The 19,931-nt window shown below is 46.2% G+C and carries 12 protein-coding genes; 8 read left to right on the top strand and 4 right to left on the bottom strand.

The genetic code is table 11. The features are described 5' to 3' along the window. Window positions 1-82: 82 nt before the first annotated feature. The gene (locus tag QZ135_RS00490) at window positions 83-1,534 is read left to right on the top strand and encodes an HD domain-containing protein (protein ID WP_294604806.1); all 1,452 of its coding nucleotides are present in this window, start codon (window positions 83-85) and stop codon (window positions 1,532-1,534) included. Between the two features lie 60 nt (window positions 1,535-1,594). Here the strand turns inward: QZ135_RS00490 and QZ135_RS00485 are convergent, their stop codons facing one another. After that, the gene (locus tag QZ135_RS00485) at window positions 1,595-3,844 is read right to left on the bottom strand and encodes an inorganic phosphate transporter (protein WP_294604804.1); all 2,250 of its coding nucleotides are present in this window, start codon (window positions 3,842-3,844) and stop codon (window positions 1,595-1,597) included. A 219-nt stretch (window positions 3,845-4,063) separates the two neighbouring features. Beyond that, window positions 4,064-6,214 carry an RNA degradosome polyphosphate kinase gene (locus tag QZ135_RS00480; RefSeq protein WP_294604801.1) on the bottom strand — a complete coding sequence of 717 codons (2,151 nt, stop codon included), beginning with the start codon at window positions 6,212-6,214 and terminating at the stop codon, window positions 4,064-4,066. Window positions 6,215-6,271: 57 nt separating this feature from the next. Here QZ135_RS00480 and QZ135_RS00475 point away from each other — a divergent pair, with 57 nt between their 5' ends. From QZ135_RS00475 to rfbB, 3 genes are all read left to right on the top strand, one after another. Beyond that, window positions 6,272-6,763: a metallophosphoesterase family protein gene (locus tag QZ135_RS00475; protein WP_294604799.1), complete on the top strand. Its 492-nt coding sequence runs from the start codon at window positions 6,272-6,274 to the stop codon at window positions 6,761-6,763. A 165-nt stretch (window positions 6,764-6,928) separates the two neighbouring features. Further along, a complete protein-coding gene (rfbA, locus tag QZ135_RS00470) occupies window positions 6,929-7,801 on the top strand; it encodes a glucose-1-phosphate thymidylyltransferase RfbA (RefSeq protein ID WP_294604797.1) in 873 nt (290 codons plus the stop codon). A 37-nt stretch (window positions 7,802-7,838) separates the two neighbouring features. Beyond that, window positions 7,839-8,975, top strand: a complete 1,137-nt coding sequence (gene rfbB, locus QZ135_RS00465) for a dTDP-glucose 4,6-dehydratase (RefSeq protein WP_294604793.1) — start codon at window positions 7,839-7,841, stop codon at window positions 8,973-8,975. 47 nt (window positions 8,976-9,022) lie between these two features. On the opposite strand, the gene menA is transcribed toward rfbB, so the two are convergent. After that, complete coding sequence (menA, locus tag QZ135_RS00460; RefSeq protein WP_294604790.1) at window positions 9,023-9,928, bottom strand: 1,4-dihydroxy-2-naphthoate octaprenyltransferase; 906 nt, start codon at window positions 9,926-9,928, stop codon at window positions 9,023-9,025. Window positions 9,929-10,141: 213 nt separating this feature from the next. On the opposite strand from menA, the gene QZ135_RS00455 reads away from it, so the two are divergent. Then, window positions 10,142-11,053 carry a metallophosphoesterase gene (locus QZ135_RS00455; RefSeq protein WP_294604991.1) on the top strand — a complete coding sequence of 304 codons (912 nt, stop codon included), beginning with the start codon at window positions 10,142-10,144 and terminating at the stop codon, window positions 11,051-11,053. A 14-nt stretch (window positions 11,054-11,067) separates the two neighbouring features. Here QZ135_RS00455 and QZ135_RS00450 read toward each other — a convergent pair whose 3' ends face one another. Then, entirely contained in the window at window positions 11,068-14,037 is a 2,970-nt protein-coding gene (locus QZ135_RS00450) for a PEP/pyruvate-binding domain-containing protein (RefSeq protein WP_294604787.1), read from the bottom strand. A gap of 122 nt (window positions 14,038-14,159) precedes the next feature. Here QZ135_RS00450 and QZ135_RS00445 point away from each other — a divergent pair, with 122 nt between their 5' ends. The 3 genes from QZ135_RS00445 (at window position 14,160) to QZ135_RS00435 (ending at window position 19,907) form a co-directional block, all read left to right on the top strand. Further along, on the top strand, window positions 14,160-18,071 hold the full coding sequence (locus QZ135_RS00445; protein WP_294604784.1) for an ATP-binding protein: 3,912 nt from the start codon (window positions 14,160-14,162) through the stop codon (window positions 18,069-18,071). A gap of 129 nt (window positions 18,072-18,200) precedes the next feature. Next, on the top strand, window positions 18,201-19,142 hold the full coding sequence (locus QZ135_RS00440) for an ROK family protein (protein WP_294604779.1): 942 nt from the start codon (window positions 18,201-18,203) through the stop codon (window positions 19,140-19,142). A 30-nt stretch (window positions 19,143-19,172) separates the two neighbouring features. Continuing rightward, window positions 19,173-19,907 (top strand): 6-phosphogluconolactonase, encoded by a 735-nt coding sequence (locus QZ135_RS00435; protein WP_294604777.1) that lies wholly within the window; start codon window positions 19,173-19,175, stop codon window positions 19,905-19,907. Window positions 19,908-19,931: the final 24 nt, after the last annotated feature.

Here is a 19,931-nt window from a genome sequence, read left to right as displayed (position 1 = left end):
AGCCTCTTGTCAACTTGTTAACTCGTCTCCTTGTCAACTTTTAGCGCTCCGCGCTAAATTACCATTTTTTAAGATATAGTATATGATAGAGTTGACAGCAGAAGAACTGAAACAACATTTTAGTGACGACATATTTAAACAAATATCTGAAACGGCAGATGAACTGGGACTGGAATGTTATGCAGTCGGTGGGTATGTACGTGATATTTTCCTGCAACGCCCTTCTAAGGATATTGATGTTGTAGTAGTTGGCAGCGGCATAGAGATGGCTGAAGCACTGGGCAAGCATCTGGGACGTGGGGCACATGTAGCTGTATTCAAAAACTTTGGTACTGCACAAGTGAAATACCACGGAACAGAAGTGGAATTTGTTGGTGCACGCAAAGAGTCTTATCAGCGTGACTCCCGTAAGCCCATTGTTGAAGACGGCACGTTGGAAGATGACCAGAATCGCCGTGATTTCACTATTAATGCATTGGCTGTCTGCTTGAACCGGAACCGCTTCGGAGAATTAGTAGATCCTTTTGGTGGCATGGAAGATTTGAAAGAAAAGACTATCCGTACCCCGCTCGATCCGGATATTACATTCAGCGACGATCCCTTGCGCATGATGCGTTGCATCCGCTTTGCCACTCAACTGAACTTTTATATTGATGACGACACGTTTGAATCCCTGTGCCGCAACAAGGAAAGGATTTCTATCATTTCCAAGGAGCGCATAGCGGATGAACTTAATAAAATATTGCTTTCACCTGTTCCTTCCAAAGGTTTTATAGAACTGGACCGCTCCGGCCTGTTGGAACTGATTTTTCCGGAACTTGTTGCGTTGCAAGGTGTGGAAACCCGTAACGGACGGGCGCATAAGGATAACTTCTACCATACGTTGGAAGTGCTTGATAATATTAGCCGCAAAACGGACAATCTCTGGTTGCGCTGGGCTGCTTTGCTACACGACATTGCAAAACCTGCCACTAAGCGTTGGGAGCTCCGGGCAGGATGGACCTTCCATAATCATAACTTCATTGGTGAAAAGATGGTGCCTGCTATCTTCAGGAAGATGAAACTGCCAATGAATGAGAAGATGAAATATGTACAGAAGTTAGTGAGTCTGCATATGCGTCCTATTGTAATAGCCGATGACGTGGTGACCGATTCTGCCGTCCGCCGTCTCCTTTTTGAGGCTGGAGATGATATCGATGATCTGATGACGTTGTGTGAGGCTGACATTACTTCCAAGAATATGGAGCGAAAGCAGCGTTTCCTGAATAACTTCCAACTGGTACGCCAGAAGCTGAAAGACCTTGAAGAACGTGACCGCATTCGTAACTTCCAGCCACCTGTCAGTGGGGAAGAGATAATGAAGACTTTCAATCTGGGACCTTGCCAGCAGGTGGGAGCTTTGAAAAGTGCTATCAAAGATGCTATTCTGGATGGGGTGATTCCTAATGAATATGAAGCAGCGCGTGATTTTATGTTGCAGCGCGCTGAGAAGATGGGAATTAGCTACAAGATGCGAGCTAAGAGTGACGAGTAGTTGCGCAGTTACTTGCTTTTCCCCGTTACTGCGCAGCCACTCGTAGCTTGTCACTCGTAGCTACTCCCCGTCTGTCAATTGGAACTTACGGCTCACCTTTATCAGGTTGATAGTGTACGTTACGACGTTTTGCGCTTCCTGTACCATTGTCAGGTACACCATGCTTACCTTAATACTTCCACTTTGGCTCTGGATGCGTTGCAACTCTTCGCGTTTCAGATGAGACAACTGTCCGTTTAGTTCATTTGCTTTGCGGACTTCATTTTCCATTCCTTCATAATCATTGTTCTCTATTTTATGGCGGCAGTTTTGTAGCAAGTAAGTAATACCTTCCGTCACATCGGCAAATTCACCTTTCTGAATAGTATCCAGCGGGCGGAAATTATTATCAATATGCTCCAGACACGGTTCGCAAAGGCGACCGACACTGTATACCAGTTCGCTGGCAAAGTCGTTACCTTGATAATAGTACAACCCTTTTTCCAATACTGTATTATTATCGAGACGGCACATGGCAAGGGTACCTGTACGCTTCATTTGCTTAACCAGTTGTTTCTCAAATTTCACCGATCCCATGGCGCGGCGTAATCCACGCAGGTTTTCGTGCAAGAAGGCGGTGGCGGTGCGCTCAAAGTTCTCTTCGGTGAATGCCAGTACCTTTACCAATTCTTCGCGGGTATGTTTGCGCAACAACTCCAGTATTTCAGCGTTGTCGTTGCTCTGCATCAGTTGCTTGATGGTTTCGTTACCTTTTTCTTTTGCTTTGCGCTTTTTATATGTCACTTGGCTGCGGATTAGTGAGAATATAGCCAGACCAATCAGCGCAATGATGGCGAATGTGCCTCCGAAGTGAATAACCATTGCTACGAAGAAACAGATGGTGAATGCCGCTCCGGCTGTGATGAACCAGCCACCGATGACGCTGAGTACTCCCGTGATGCGGAATACAGCAGAATCACGTCCCCAGGCACGGTCGGCAAGTGAGGTACCCATGGCAACCATGAAGGTTACGTAAGTAGTAGAAAGGGGTAGCTTCAGTGAAGTACCTAAGGCGATGAGCAGACCTGCCAATACCAGATTCACTGAGGCACGGACCAAATCGAATGCAGCACCATCGGCAATGATGGCCTCATCTTTGCGAAAGCGGGTGTCGATCCAACGCTTACTGCTTTCGGGCATCACCCGGGATATTCCGGTGGACAGCGTCCGGCTGAAGCGTACCAGTGTGCGCGCCATAGGTGTACTTCCGAAGTTTTCTTCTCCTTCATCCTGACGGGCAAGATCGACGGAAGTCTTGATTACATTGTGTGCTTTTTTAGAAGTATAAAGAGCATATACCATAATGGCGCCTGCTCCGAAGAGGAAATACCAGGGTGTTTTGGCAGGGCCGAGGAGGGAGGACATTAGGAACCCGTCAGCTCCGGCGCTTACCCCATTGGTAGTGAAATCAACGAAAGAAGAATATCCCGCTAAAGGTATACCGATGAAGTTCACCAAGTCATTTCCGGCAAAGGCGAGGGCCAATGCGAAAGTACCCAGTAGCACCACTACCTTGAATACGTTTACTTTGCACCAATGCAGCACTTGCATCAATATAGTAAAGAACACAAAAAAACAGCAGATAAGCATACCTGTGTTCTCTTGTATCCAGTGCTTGTTGTCTGCTGTCATAAATGAACTATCCTTCAAACCTTTTATCAACATGAAGTAGATGATAGATGTGGCGGCAATACCTCCGAAAAGTCCGATGCTGTATTTCATCCTCTTCTTATAGTTGAAGGTGAACACTATGCGCGCCAGCCATTGCACCAGCATACCAAAGAAGAATGCGATGGCCACGGAGACGAAGATGGCCATGATGACGGATAATGCCTTGTCTGTGTTGATGAGGTCGCCAAGGCCCAGTGTGTCGCTGCCATAAACTTTAATCAGTGCCAATGCGAATGTACCTCCCAGTAACTCGAATACCATCGATACAGTAGTGGAGGTCGGCATACCCATTGTGTTGAAAACATCCAGCAACACGACGTCTGTTAGCATCACGGCAAGCAAAATGCACATGATTTCGGCAAAATAGAAGTGTTGTGGCTGATAAATGCCGTGCCGTGCAATATCCATCATACCGTTGGATAGTGCGGCACCGATAAAAATACCCGTACCTGCAATAAATAGTACGGTTTTGAAAGAAGCAGCTTTGGCTCCTACAGCTGATTGGAGAAAATTGACTGCATCATTACTGACGCCCACCATGAGGTCGAACACCGCAAGGACGAACAGGAAGATGACAATACATAGATAAAGAGTTTCCATAATGATGTATTTTATTTCTGGCTGCAAAGGAACGGAAACTGTGTTGCAGAGAAGTGTCATACATGTTACAGAAGTGTTACAGAATAAATTAAAAATTGAAAATTAAAAATTAAAAAATGGGCTGCGCTGTCCTGCTGCATAATACTAAGTATGTCATTATAATTAGCTTATACTATCTGTCAAAATATAAAGTAATTGTGAGGATATACTTATCATTTTTTAATTCTCAATTTTCAATTTAAGAAGTTCGTAAAAGGTGTATTGCGAGCGTATCTTTTCTTTCTGCGGATGGGCAGACTTCCAGCAGTTGCGCAGGTTCTCGTCCACAAAACAGGCTTTACGTTTATCTGTGAGCTGGATGGAAAGCATATCTATTAATTCTTGTCGCAAATCCGGGTCCAGTATGGGAGTTATGGCTTCGATACGGCGATACAAGTTGCGCCGCATCCAGTCCGGTGAACCGAGAAATAACTTCGGGTTTCCGCCATTGCCGAAATACCAAATGCGGGCATGTTCCAAAAAGGTATCTACAATACGTGTTACACGAATGTTACGACTGTATGACTGTCCCGGTATCAGACAACAGATTCCACGGACAATCAGGTCTATTTCAACTCCGGCTTGCGATGCCTCATATAGGCGGTCTATCATGGTAGGGTCCTGCAATGCATTCATTTTCAAGATGATTCGACCGGATTTTCCTTTGCGTGCCAGTTCCATTTCATGGTCAATGAGGCGGTTTAACTCCGGTATCAGGTTGAAGCGTGCTACCAATAATCGGTGGAACTCCGGGTTCTCTTTACCTTGCAAGGTGCGGAAAAGATTATGCAGGTCATTCACTAATATCCGGTTGCAGGTAAACAATCCGCTGTCGGCATAAAGGGTGGCTGTCTTTTCATTGAAGTTTCCGGTGCTGATGTAGGCATAGCTGGTTAGCTTTTTGCCTTCCTGATCGCGGCGCAATACGAGGGCCACTTTGGCATGCACCTTTAGTTTCGGTATACTATATATAATGTTAATGCCGGAAGCTTTCATCATTTCGGCAGTAGCGAGATTGTTCTCCTCGTCGAAACGGGCCTTCAGTTCCACAAAGACGGTTACTTTTTTGCCATTCTGTGCGGCGGCTATCAGCGTGTTGATAACGGCAGAGTTCTCGGCAACCCGGTATTGAGTTACCATAATTTCGCGTACAGTTGGTTCGTGCACCGCTTCATATAAGAAATGAATGAAATGCTCGAATGAGTGATAAGGATAATGCAACAACAAGTCCTTCTTCTCTACATACTGGAATATGGATTCCCGCTCATTGAGGCAAGTCAGCTTCATGGGCTGTGGCTTCCGTATAGGAGGGATGTTCGGATTGGGGTTAGGCAAATGTCGCAAGTCTTCCAGATTGAGATGTTTGTCTCCCGGAACCAGTTCGCGGCGGTCTATATGGAAAGCATCCACCAGGAAGTCAAGAAAATCCTGTGGCATGGCGCGGTCATATACAAAGCGGCAGACGTCTCCTATCTTGCGCTTTTTGACTTTGGTTTTCACCTGCTCAATGATTTCGGAAGTATTGGCAGCATCGTCTATCAGGATGTCCGCATCGCGCGAAATCTTGATGCAGTAACTGCTGTCCACTTCATAACCGGGGAAGATGACATCCAGATTGGCCTTGATAATGTCTTCGATGAACATCAGGTAATAGTTGTTTCCCACTTTGGGCAATCCGATGAAGCGGGGAACTTTGCTATATGGCTGTTTCATTACGAAGTACTGGGGGGAAAGTTGACGAGGGGACGAGTTGACGAGGGGACAAGGAGATTCTCCCCCGTTTTCTTTTTCCCTTGTCTCCTTGTCAACTTGTCCCCTTGTCAACTCGTCAACTTTCGGAAACAGGCGGACGGCAAGATACAAACGGTTATCCCGCAGAAACGAGATAACCTTATCTTTGGAAACAGGTACGGGTTGAAGATACGGGAAAATCTCTTCCCGGAAGAAACGGCGTACAAAGTCGTGATGGAACGGTTCTACATTGCGGCTCTGATAGAAGATGATATGATTTTTCTTCAGCGCCGGCAATATCTTTTGTTCGTAGATGCGGATACGTTCTTCCAGTTGGCGGTTCACCTCAAGGTTTATGGCGTCCACCAATTCTATGGTCGACTGTACGGTTTCTTCGTCACTTTGTGCTGCACCGGTGGCTATTGCCTTATGGTCGGCTACGCGTATCTTATAGAATTCTTCCAGATTGGACGAATAAATGGAAATAAAGTTAATTCGCTCATACAGAGGCAGAGTATCATCTTCCGCCTCCAATAATACACGGTAGTTGAATGACAGCCAACTGATGTCCCGTTTGAAATATTGATATTGGTTTTCCATGGTTTCATCAAGATTTTCCCAAATATAGTTACCTTTGCACAGATAAACAAAAGAAAAATGACAAAAGTTGGTTTATTATCCGATACGCACGGATATTGGGACGAAAAGTATCTGCAATATTTTGATACGTGCGACGAAATCTGGCATGCCGGTGACATCGGCTCACTGGAGGTGGCTCAGAAGTTGGCGGCTTTCCGCACCTTCCGTGCCGTGTATGGTAATATTGACGGGCAGGAAATCCGTGCCGTCTATCCGCAAATCAACCGTTTCACCGTGGACGGCGCCGAAGTACTGATAAAACATATCGGTGGTTATCCGGGAAATTATGATTCTTCTATCCGGGGAAGCATTCTGGTTCGTCCGCCTAAACTTTTCATCAGCGGACACTCCCATATCCTGAAGGTGAAGTATGACAAAACGTTGGATATGCTTCACATTAATCCCGGTGCTGCTGGTATCTCAGGATTCCACCAGGTGCGCACGATGGTGCGTTTTATTATTGACAATGGAACGTTCAAAGATCTGGAAGTAATAGAGTTGGCTGGCTGATTTCTGCACGGACCGTATCTCAGTATTAAAAATAATTTAATTTATTTTGTACTGCATCCGGTTTGCATTATCTTTGTCCCCCGAATAATCACCGAGAGCCGTGGGGCGTCGTCCTCCTTCTTATTTTATTCTACGATTTGTACCAACTGAAAAAAGAACTGAAATATGAAAGGAATTATTCTTGCCGGTGGTAGCGCCACCCGCCTTTACCCCTTATCTAAGGCTATTTCCAAGCAGATTATGCCGGTTTATGACAAGCCGATGATTTATTATCCGCTTTCCACGCTTATGTTGGCGGGGATACGCGAAGTGCTGATTATCTCCACTCCACGTGACTTACCCATGTTCCGCGAATTACTTGGTACGGGGGAAGAACTCGGAATGTCCTTCTCTTATAAGATACAGGAACAACCCAACGGATTGGCGCAAGCCTTCGTGCTGGGTGCTGAATTCCTGAACGGTGAACCGGGCTGTCTTATCCTGGGTGATAACATGTTCTACGGGCAAGGATTCTCTGCTATGCTGAAACGTGCCGCCTCCATAGAAAAAGGAGCATGCATTTTTGGTTATTATGTAAAAGACCCGCGTGCTTATGGTGTGGTGGAATTTGATTCTGATGGAAAGGCTATCTCTCTGGAAGAAAAACCTTCCCAGCCCAAGAGCAACTATGCCGTTCCCGGTCTTTATTTCTACGACTCCACTGTAACTGCCAAAGCTGCCGCTTTGAAACCTTCTGCCCGTGGCGAATATGAGATTACCGATCTGAACCGTCTTTATCTGGACGAGGGTACGCTGAAAGTGGAAATCTTCGGTCGTGGTTTTGCCTGGCTCGATACGGGTAATTGCGACAGTCTGCTGGAGGCAAGCAATTTTGTTGCTACTATACAAAACCGTCAAGGTTTCCGTGTCAGTTGCATTGAAGAGATTGCTTGGCGCAAAGGCTGGATAGATGCTGAGCAATTGTACCGCCTCGGCGAACAGCTTGGCAAGACGGAATATGGCACATACCTAATGGAACTCGCCAACTCCCACCGCTAATAACGTTTAATTTTTAAATTTTCAATTTTTAATTTATATGAAGACTTATCTCGTAACCGGTGCTGCCGGATTTATCGGTGCCAACTATATCAAGTACATTCTGGCCAAGCATAATGATATTACGGTCGTTATACTTGATTCCCTGACCTATGCCGGAAACCTTGGCACTATTGCTAAAGACATCGACGATGAACGTTGTTTCTTTGTGAAAGGCGACATATGCGACCGGATACTTGCTGACGAACTATTTGCCAGATTCAAGTTTGACTATGTGGTGAACTTTGCTGCCGAGAGTCATGTAGACCGCAGCATTGAGAATCCGCAACTTTTCTTGGTTACTAATATTCTGGGTACGCAGAACTTGTTGGATGCCGCACGCCGCGCCTGGGTTACGGGTAAGGACGAAAACGGTTATCCTACTTGGCGCAAGGGTGTACGCTATCATCAGGTTTCTACAGACGAGGTGTATGGTTCATTGGGTGCCGATGGTTACTTCACGGAGCAAACACCGCTTTGTCCCCACAGCCCTTACAGTGCTTCGAAGACGAGTGCGGACATGGTAGTCATGGCTTATCACGATACATATAAAATGCCGGTAACTATTACCCGTTGCTCCAATAACTACGGTCCGTATCACTTTCCCGAAAAGTTGATTCCACTGATTATCAAGAATATTCTGGAAGGAAAGAAACTCCCCGTGTATGGCGACGGTAGCAATGTGCGCGACTGGCTGTATGTGGAAGACCATTGTAAAGCCATCGACCTGGTGGTTCGCGAAGGTGTTGAAGGTGAAGCTTACAATGTAGGCGGCCACAATGAGAAGACAAATCTCGAAATCGTGAAACTGACTATCTCCACTATCCATCGCCTGATGGCGGAAAAGCCGGAGTATCGTGAGGTCTTGAAGAAAAAGACAAAAGGTGAAGATGGCCAGATTGACATCAGTTGGATTAACGAGGACCTGATTACTTTCGTGAAAGACCGCCTCGGTCACGACCAGCGTTACGCCATCGACCCGACAAAGATAACCAATGCTTTAGGCTGGTATCCCGAAACGAAGTTCGAAGTGGGCATTGTGAAGACTATCGAGTGGTATCTGAATAATCAGGACTGGGTAGAAGAAGTGACCAGCGGTGATTATCAGCACTACTATGAAAAGATGTACGGAAGATGAGTGATAAGTGATTAGTGATTAACAAAGTCACCACATCGCATTAATCACTAACCACTAATCACTATAATACTAATCAACATTCCCATAAGCAGCATATTGCGCGATGTTTCGCCCAGTATGCTGTTTAATTTTTTACCGCTTCGTATCCGTACCATTCGCCTCCAGGTGCGTATATGCATGTAGAGATAGAAGAAAGGCAGAGCTATGCCCACCGGGTTTAATTCTCGTGCAAACCAAAAGCAAAGACAGGTGGCAATGATGCCGAGCCAGAGGTAGAAATATCTTCCGAAACGTTCTCCGAAACGGACGATGAGTGTACGCTTTCCGCTGAGAGCATCCTGTTTCCGGTCCCGGTAATTATTCACAACCAGTAATGTATCTATCACCAGTCCACTGATGAGTGAGGCTACAATGACACTTGGTGTGAATGTATACGCCTGTACGTAATACGTTCCTCCCACGGGTACGAATCCGAAGAAGACAAGTACCAGCAAATCTCCCCAACCCTGATAAGAGAGGATGGTGGTGTACAGAAAGGCGAATATCACACAGAACATACCTAATAAAATCAGTTCCCAGCCACCGTGAGGTAGCAGTCCCCAGCTTTGATATAGAATGCCGAGCCCGATGATGCAGGAGAGGACGACTGTGACGCCGATGCCCCATTTCATGGCTCCCGGCGTAATCCATCCTTGTGCACAGGCGCGTTCGGGGCCGAGGCGGTCTTCGCGGTCGGAGCCTTTCAGGTAATCGAACAGGTCATTGATGAAGTTGGCGGCAATCTGCATGCCGCAGGCAAAGAGGAAGCACAGCAGTGCTGGTATAATCTGGAACTGCCCGTCGGCAAACGCCAGTGAAGTACCTATCAGTACTGGTATGATGGCTCCTGTCAGAGTCTTGGGACGGGCGGCGAGGAGCCAGGCGTAAGGTGAATTCTGTTTAATCTCTTTCATAGACGTACTTCTTTTCTACGGAGAGATAATTGTTTCTTTCAGAAAGCATTGTCATTTCTATTTAGTCCCCATTAAGGAAAACTGTCGTTCCCATTAGAGGAAACCGGCGTCCCCTTCCTGCGAAAACAACAAGAAGCTTAATGCGCTGGTAAACAATCATCTGTCAACCTATCGACAAAGATACGGAAAATGCTTATCTTTGCATCTGTTATGATGAAGAAATTGATTTATTATTCAATCCTTTCGGGCCTGTTTTTTTCTTCATGTAAGTCGAACAGCAGTCTGGTTTCATCCCTGCCCCCTCAAATATCGGCAGAGGATAGCGTTCGGATTGTAAATACAAAGATTAGCTCTTCTAAGAAAGGTTCCGGATATAAGGGTGTCAGCCGGGTGAGAACCTATGAATTCACGCACCCCGATGTGCCGGCTGCTTTCGATGGTTTTCGCATCGCTTTCGTGTCCGACCTGCACTATAAAAGTCTTTTCAAGGAAAAAGGACTGGATAACCTGGTGAAGCTGCTTCGGGAGCAACATGCCGATGTGCTGCTGATAGGCGGTGACTTGCACGAGGGTTGCGAACACGTGCAATCCGTCATTGCCGCCCTTTCTGAAGTGAAGACGCCGATGGGCACATATGCCGTATTGGGCAATAATGATTATGAGGCTTGCTATAGCGAGATTGTGTGTGAAATGGATAAACGTGGTATGCACTTGTTGGAACATAAAGTCGATACATTGAAGCGGGACGGAGAAGAAATCCTGATTGCCGGCGTGCGCAATCCTTTTGACTTGAAAAGGAATGGCACGTCTCCTACGCTCAATCTTTCTCCGGATGATTTCGTTATCCTCTTGACGCACACGCCGGATTATGCCGAAGATGTTCCCATTACAAATACTGACCTGGTACTTGCAGGACATACCCACGGCGGGCAGGTTACTTTATTTGGTCTGTATGCTCCCATACTACCCTCCCATTACGGACAGCGGTTCCGCACCGGGTTGGAATATAATTCATTGCTTACGCCGATGATTATAACCAACGGTATCGGTACATCGAACAAGAACATCCGCCTCTTTGCACCCAGCGAGGTGGTGATGATTATACTACATCGGCAGAAAGACTAATATCTTTTATATACTCACTCGCCGGGTAAAAGTACAATACCCAGCTTCTTTTTACCGTCCATCTTTACCGTGACCGGTTGTTCGAAGCGTACATGACGCAGATATTTGCTTTCATTTACGGCAGGCTGTGCATTCAGGAAGTCCTGATTATACACGCCATCGTTCATAAAGGCATTAATTGTGAAATAGCCTACTCCGAAGGAAGTCAGGTTCTGGAAGAAGTGGGTTCCCTGGCTGGGGTCTACGCGATAATTTGTCAGTCCGGCTTCCACAATGACGCGGGCGGCACTGATGTGCGGCCATTTCACCGGAATACCGAGCCATGTATCGCTGCTTCCCCAACGGCCGGGACCTACCAATACATAATTTTTGCCCTCATTGAGGAATTGTTGGTTCAGTTTCTCTATTTCCCAGGCAATCTCCTGATTGTGCGAAGCGCTGTAATCGTCGGTCTTCACGTAGATAACGTCATAAATATCATTCATAATCCCGTGGCCGAGGGAGTTATTGGAACGAAGCAGAACTTTATCGTCCGGTATGGTGGTGAGGTCTTCATCCAGCATTTCCTTGGTGTCCACAATGGGGCGTACTTGCAGGAGGTAGAAAGTGCCGCTCTTATCTTTTTCACGACTCATGGTAGCGGCAAATTCAATTTCAACGGGACGGCGCATTTCCTGTTCACTGTATTTCAATACTAACTGGAGAATACGTGCAAGAGGGAAGACGTCGTGTTGTAGGATATTGGCAAAGGTGATGACCTTGCGCCCACCGGGATACAGACCGTCGCGGATAATCTGGTCGTAAGGGTCGTAGGTGGAGGCGATATAATTCAGCGCACCGTCTTTCTCCGCTTCCTTTACGTGCAGTTTCAGCAGGTTGAAACCGTCGTCCATGGAGAAGTCATGCCCGGCATTTTTCAGGTCGAGGGCATAGAAACGGGTTTGTGTTTCTTTCAGGGCTATTTCCATTTCGCTGGTTTGTAATACCTGATGGGGATGATAGGGAGAGAAACGAAGTGTCATACCTCCGTCTACAATATATTTTCCCAGACCGAGGGCAAGGTTCACAGTGCCTTCTTCGGCTTTCTCGTCACCGATAGGGTAGTAGTTCAGCGAACGGGCTACGCCGGACATGCTGGGATAATAGCGGTCGCCATACTGGTTGCCGACAACCTCCTGCAAAATGACTGCCATCTTTTCCTGGTCGATAACGTTGCTTGTGGCTTGCATATAAGCCTTGCTGTCGCGGAAATAAACCGAAGCATATACACCCTTGATGGCATCGGAGAGCATGCGGAGCATTTCGTATTTGTCGTCCAGATAAGGAATCATATAGGTATTGTAGATTCCGGCAAAAGGCTGATAGTGCGAGTCTTCCAACAAAGAAGACGAACGGATGGCAAGCGGGGACTTCACCACATCGAAGAAGGTGAAGAAGTCTTCCACCAGGCGGTCGGGCAGTTTGGCTTTCAGGAAGTAGCGCAGAATCAGGTCGTCGTCGGCATCGGAGAGGGCTATCTGATACAGATTGTTTGTCTCCATAAATTCGTCGAAGACATCAGTACAGAGCACTACCGTCTTGGGGATAGCGACGCGGGCATTATCAAACTCTTCAAATTCGGGGTGATGCTTCACCATGTTGTCAATAAAAGCAAGACCACGGCCTTTTCCTCCCAATGAACCGTCACCGATACGGGCGAAGTTGGAATAACGGTCGAAGCGGTCGCGCTTGAACACGGCTACCACACCCTGGTTCTTCATCTTACGATATTTCACGATAGCTTCGAAGATGATTCTGCGGTGGGCATCCACGTCCTGAAGACTGTTCCAAGTGATGGGTTTCAGGAATTCCGCTACCGGGAACATGGCGCGCGAGTAGAGCCAGCGACTGACGTGGTTGCGACTGATATGATAAAGGAACGACTCTGCCGGTACGGCAAAGAGGATGTTCTGTAATTCTTTCAGGTTCTTCACACGGGCAATCTCTTCCAGTGTGTCGGGATTGCGGAAGATGAAGTCACCAAAGCCGAAATTGTCCGATACGATGCGGCGCAAGTCCACATCCATCTTTTTGGAATTCTTGTCGATGAAAGCGGCACCGTATTTGGACGCATAAAGGGCATTTTCCGATTCGGACGATTGGATGATGAGCGGCACGAACGGGTCTTGCTTGCGGATAGCGGCACAGAGTTTGATGCCGGCAAGTCCGTCCTTTTCGCCACGTTCCACACGGGGGAAGCGGACGTCGGTAATCACACCTAATATATTATTCTTGTATTTCTCGTAGATGCTGGTAGCTTCTTCATAAGTACGTGCCAATACGATTTTAGGGCGTCCCCTCATGCGCAGCGTACGCTGGTGGGCATTCAATGCCTCGGTACTGAACTCTTGGCTTTGCTTCAACACGAACTTATAGAGGTTGGGCAGTATGGACGAATAGAACCGGATACCATCTTCCACCAACAGGATGAGCTGCACGCCCACTTCATTGACGTCGTGTTCCAGATTCATCTTGTCTTCTATCAACTTGATGATGGATACCAGTAAATCCGTATTGCCCAGCCAGCAGAATACGTACTCGAAAGCACTCAGGTCCTCATTGGCAATGCGCTTGGTGATGCCGTGGCTGAAAGGCGTCAGTATCACTACGGGAATTTGCTCGTACAGGCTCTTGATGTGGCGCGCTACGTCGAAGCTCTCGTTATCTCCCGTTCCCGGCATACAGATAATGAGGTCGAACGGTACGGTGGAGAGTTGTGCCAATGCCTCCTCGCAGGTGGATACCTGGGTGAAGCGTGGCGGATAGCGCAGGGAAAGCGAAGTATATTCGTTGAAGATCTTTTCGTCGATGCGTCCGTCGTCTTCCAGCATGAAAGCGTCATAGGGATTGGCTATCAGCAGGATGTTGAAAATGCGTCGCGTCATGAGGTTGGCGAACTGTGTATCTTTAAAATAAAGCTGGTTTAATTTAAGCTTGCTGAGCATGGCTTCTCACGGTTTATTGGTTTGGTAGGCAAAAGTAATAGAAATCAAACCTATTTGGATAGTTTTTCAACCACTTTTTTTATATTTGTCTGTATTATTGCAGCAGTTTAAAAGCGAGTACTATGAAAGACTATTATATTATGATAAAGCGCACATGCATTTTATTACTATTTATTTCGTTATATACCAGTTTGTTTGCCGGTTCTTTCCGGCATCTGAACATCCGGGAGGGATTGAGCAGTAGGCAGACATACCAGATATGCAAAGATTCCACAGGCTTTATCTGGGCTTATACCCACATGGGGGTGGACCGTTACGATGGAAATGAAATCAGACACTATACATTAAACGAGACGATAGAGTCCAAAGATCACATCTTGTCATTCACTGTTATGGATGTGGATAAGAAAGGAAATCTCTGGATTGCACTGCGTAATGGTAGGGTATACTGCTATGACAAATTGAAAGATGCTTTCTATTTGCAGGCTGATTTGTCACAGTTCATATCTTCTCCTGTGTTGAACGGTATGGCGTTTGAGGAAGATGAAGGTTTGTGGCTGTCTACATCGGCGGGTGTGTATTATTGGGATAAGGAAAATAATGTTTTGTCTCCGGCAGGCCTTATCGGTGAATGGACCAATTGTATCCTCAAAGCGGAGAATGATGTTTTCTTTGTAGGAACCAATACGGAAGTTTATAGAATGAAGAGAACCGGAACAGCCCGTCAGCTATCCAAGGAAAAGGTGGATATACCGGTGGAGGCTCGTATAGAGACTTTATTCTTATACGGTAGTAAACTATATGTAGGGACATTTTCAAATGGTGCATTCGTGATTGAACTGACTACGAAGCAAGTGAAATCTCTTGATGCTTTCATTCCGGGCATACCTGTACGTGTGTTTGCTTATGATGGAGACCACTCCATCCTGATTGGTACCGATGGTGCCGGTATCTTCAGAATAGATGCTGCCAATGAGACGCTGATAAACCATTATATCACTGATGAAGATGATGAAAGAAGCCTGACCGGAAATACGGTTTCGGATATCTGTGTAGATGAGTATGGAGGTGTCTGGGTGACCACCTGTACAAACGGTATCAGTTATCTGGATCCTAATGTGCCTGATGTTCGCTGGATAAGGCACGAACGGAATAATCCTTCATCGTTGGTATCCGATCATGTGAATGTGATGCTTCAGGATTCGGAAGGTGATTATTGGTATGGTACTAACGACGGAATCAGTGTGTATCGGGCGAAGTCGAAACAATGGATGCATTTCCTGAATGGGAAAGGCTATGCTTATTCGTCTGTAGTACTGTCTCTTTGCGAAGATAATGAAGGCAATGTCTGGGTAGGCGGCTATGGTATTGGCTTGTATCGGATTAACAAGAAGTCCGGTGAAGTCCGGAAAATGCCAAAGCGAAATAAACAATCGGACAAAGGCATATCCACCGACTATATTTATGCGATTTATGCAGAAGGGGATTGCCTGTGGTTCGGAGGGATCGAAGGAGATTTCACACGCTATAACAGACGGACCGATACCTACACTTATTATCCGATAGATTGTGTGGGCGATATCAAGTATGGCGATAAGAATACGTTGCTGATAGCAGGCTGTGATGGATTGGGCTTCTTTGATAAGTCCACCGGAGAAATCAAGTGGCAGCAGAAGTTTGGTGAGGTCATTTTGCATTATCCCGTCCGTTGCTTGTTGCGTTCGTCATCCGGAGAAATCTGGTTGCTTACGGATGGTGAAGGGCTGATTCGTTTTAACCCGGAGAATGGCAAGTCGCGTATCTATACTACCGCAGATGGTTTGGTGTCCAACTCTATCAATAGTATAGCTGAGGACAGCAACGGGCATATCTGGTTCAATACAGAAAAGGAACTGTATTGCTTGGACTTGGCGGAAGACATGGTGATTAATGGAAATGACCTGCTGAATATCGGTTGGGGATATTATAATGCCAATGCTTCCATGAAAACGAAAGACGGGCATCTGGCTTTCGGCACTGCTGAAGGAGTACTTATCTTTGCACCTTTTTTCGACTTTTCCGGTAGTGTGCCGATTGAATTGATATTCACTGACTTTAAACTACCTTATGAGTCACTGAAGGTAGGTGCGCTCGGTTCTCCTTTGCTGGCAGGCATCAACGATACCCGGCGTCTGAAACTTAAATATAACCAGAACTCATTCTCCATATCTTTTTCGGCTATTAATTTTGTTTCTCCTCACAAAGTCAGATATGAGTACAGACTGGACAACCATGAACGTCAGTGGCATCGTGTGGATGCGGTTCAGAGCGTGGGTTATATGGACCTTCCTCCCGGAAAATATACTTTTGAATTGCGTGCATTCGACAAATATACCCAGCATCAGGTGGGAGAACGTTCCGTTGAAATAGTTGTCGGTTATCCGTTATGGGCTTCGTGGTGGGCCATAGTTATTTATTTGCTCCTGTTTTTGATAGTGGGCTATTTACTCTTCCAGTTCAGACGACAGAGAGTGAGGGAAGATAAAATCAGGGAACGGATACACTCGTTCATCGGAGTAGCTCACGACATACGTACGCCGGTTGCACTGATAAAGGCTCCGTTAAGCGAACTTGAAGCTCAGGACGGTCTGCCGGAAGAGGGTAAGAAGAAACTGGCTATTGCTATGAAGAATGCGGAGAAACTTTTCACTATGATTACCCAGTTGCTGGAGTTACAGAAAGTGGAAGCGCATCCTGAACATCTGAAGGTGGCGTGGTATGATATAAAGGAATATATGGAAGATAAACTGTCCGCTTTCCGCATGGCTGCCGCTCAGAAAGAGATAGAACTGTATCTGGAAGTCGAACCGGAAATGCCTGAAGTGTGGCTGAACAAGAATAAGATGGACCATATTATGGATAATCTGCTCTCTAACGCTTTGAAGTATACAGAGAAAGGATCAATAGGAGTCATAGTGAAACAAGCCCGGAATAAGTGGACAGTCGAGGTGACGGATACGGGAGTCGGTATTCCGGCGGAAGAACAGAAAAACATCTTTAATGAATATTATCGTGCCAGGAATGTGGTGGACTCTCAGGAACAGGGCATTGGCATCGGCCTGATGATTACTTCCAGAATCATCAAACAACATCATGGAAAGATAGAATTCAGAAGTGTGGAGAATAAAGGAACCACGTTTACAATTACATTCCCCAGGAAACTGAAATCTGGGATAATAGTTGCCGCGAAAGAGAAATTGTCTGAAACCACTGCCCCCGATGTTCCATCTCAGGAAGAGAATGAACAAGTGGATAAGAATGTACTGTTGCTCGCCGAGGATGACAAAGACATGCGCGAATACCTGACGGACAGCCTGTCTTCCGAATATAAGGTTGTCAGTGTGCCCGATGGTGGAAAAGCTTTGGATATGGCAAGGGAAATCAATCCGGATATCATCATTTCGGATATCATCATGCCTGTCATCCAGGGGGATGAATTGTGCCGGATATTGAAATCATCAGTTGAAACCAGCCATATACCCGTCGTATTGCTGACTGCTCTTTGTGAAAGGGAAAATATCATATTGGGTCTGGAGGCTGGAGCTAATGACTATATCATTAAACCTTTCGATCTGTCTGTGCTGAAAGTGCGGCTTCGCAATATTCTTCAGAACAGGCAGCATCTCAGGGACACGGTTCTCTCTTCGGATATACCTGTGGATGAAGTGGATTATAGCAGCCAGTTGGATAAGGAATTTCTGGATAATGCAATGGCGGTCATTGACGAAAATATGGCTAATCCGGAATTCTCAATTACTGACTTCTGCCGTGCGTTGGGAATGAGTCGTACTTCTGTTTATAATAAAATAAAAACTTTGACAGGGCAGGGACCTAATGACTTTATCCGCATTGTGCGGTTGAACAAGTCGAAAGAGCTTTTGTTGTCACAGAAATATCCGATTGGTGAAGTCGCCTTTATGGTCGGTTTTTCGGACCCTAAATATTTCAGTACATGTTTTAAGAAGCAGTTTGGGATAAGTCCGAGCAAATTTTAGAGTATAAAAACTGTATTTAAACCTAAGTGGATAAGTAGCCAACCTTTTTTGTTAAATAATCAACTTACGTTTCCCTGATTGTGCGTAATATTGTGGCCAATAGTAACCCTCTAAAAATGCAGATAAAAAATGGAAACGTATTTAGGCCTGGACTTAGGCGGAACTAAATTACTGATTGGCGAAATAGACAGTCGTGGCAATATTCTGAGATACAAAAAATATGACTCCGGATATTTCAACCAACAAGCTGCGCTGGATATTATCAAGTTATCACTGGACGATTATATCAAAACTGTCGGGTGGTATGATAAGAAACCTCTGGCAATGGGAGTTGGACTGATTGGTCGGGTGGACCCTAATCTGGGTATCTGGCTACAGATAGACCCCAGTAGGACGCAACCTATTGCGTTGGCTAAAGAATTGGCGGATATCTATGGCATTCCCTGCCATATAGATAATGATGTGAAAAGTGCCACACGTGCCGAACGTGTATGGGGCTTCGGACAAATTTCCAAAAACTTCATCTATTTAAATATAGGCACAGGCATTGCGGTCGGTACGGTTGTGAATGGCAGGCAGATACGCGGTAGTCATTTCAATGCCGGCGAGGTGGGGCATGTGCGGGTAGGAGTGAACGTAGGAATCAAGTGCACTTGCGGAAGAATGGACTGCGTGGAGGCAATAGCTTCCGGCATTGGCTTCGACCGTTGTGCCCGGTTGCTTCATGAACAATATGAAACAGACTTGCATATTTCTAACGACAGGGGCGAGCGGATACCGGTCAGTGAAATTTTTGCATTAAGCCGTAAGGGCGACCCCCTCTGTGTGAAGCTCGTGGAGAATGCTTCCGAAGCATTGGCAAATCTGATAATGAACCTGGTACGGGTGACGGACCCTGAAACTATTGTTCTGGGGGGTGGTGTCGTGGCTGACGGATATATACATGCCAAGATACTGGAATTGCTGAATCCTACTACCATGCGCTTTGTAAGCAATGGTGTTGTTATCACAAAGTTGAATCCGGAGTTCATCGGTTTGTTGGGTGCAGGAGCTGTAGCCATGAATATGTAGAATCGGGACTACTTATATTTTATTACTAATATGAATATAACTATCACAAAGAATGAAAGCGAATTCGATTGTACGGCTGCCTGGCGCATAATCGGAGAGATATTGCACAAGCCGGAAGCGGTGATCGGGCTCTCAACGGGGCGCACGACCGGAAATCTGCACCGGATTGTCGGAGAAATATATTCCCGTTACCCTTTCAATACCTCTGCCGTCACCTTTTTCGGGTTGGACGAAGTGACCAATGTACCTCGTGAATATGCAGGAGCATGTTATACGATGTTGAAGACAGAAATCATAGATGCATTGGGCATTAAAGATGAGAACTTCCTGATGCTGCCTACCTTCTCGGATGATTTCAGTAGGGATTGCAATGCTTTTCAGGAAGAAATAGCCAGGCGTGGAGGCATCGACCTGTTGATTCTGGGATTGGGAGAGAATGGGCATTTAGGTTTCAATCAACCTCAGTCTCCTTTTAATGGTGAAGCATGGGTTACTAAGATGAACCCGGAATTGGAGGAACGTATCCGTCGGGAAACCGCTACTCCGCCGGAAAAAGAACTGGGTGGGGCTACTTTGGGCATAAAAAATGTCATGCAGGCACGCCGGATTGTGCTGGTGGCTAAGGGTGGCAATAAAGCCGGTATTGTGAAACGAATGCTGGAAGGACCTGTCACTCCCGATGTTCCTGCTTCCGTGCTTCAACTGCATCCGGATTGTGAGTTCCTGCTGGACACAGCTTCCGCTTCCGGACTATCTGAAAAATAATCATTATATTTATAATACTACATG

The sequence above is a fragment of the uncultured Bacteroides sp. genome (genome assembly GCF_905207245.1).
Classification (GTDB): Bacteria; Bacteroidota; Bacteroidia; order Bacteroidales; family Bacteroidaceae; genus Bacteroides.
This window is presented reverse-complemented; position numbering and strand designations above follow the sequence as displayed.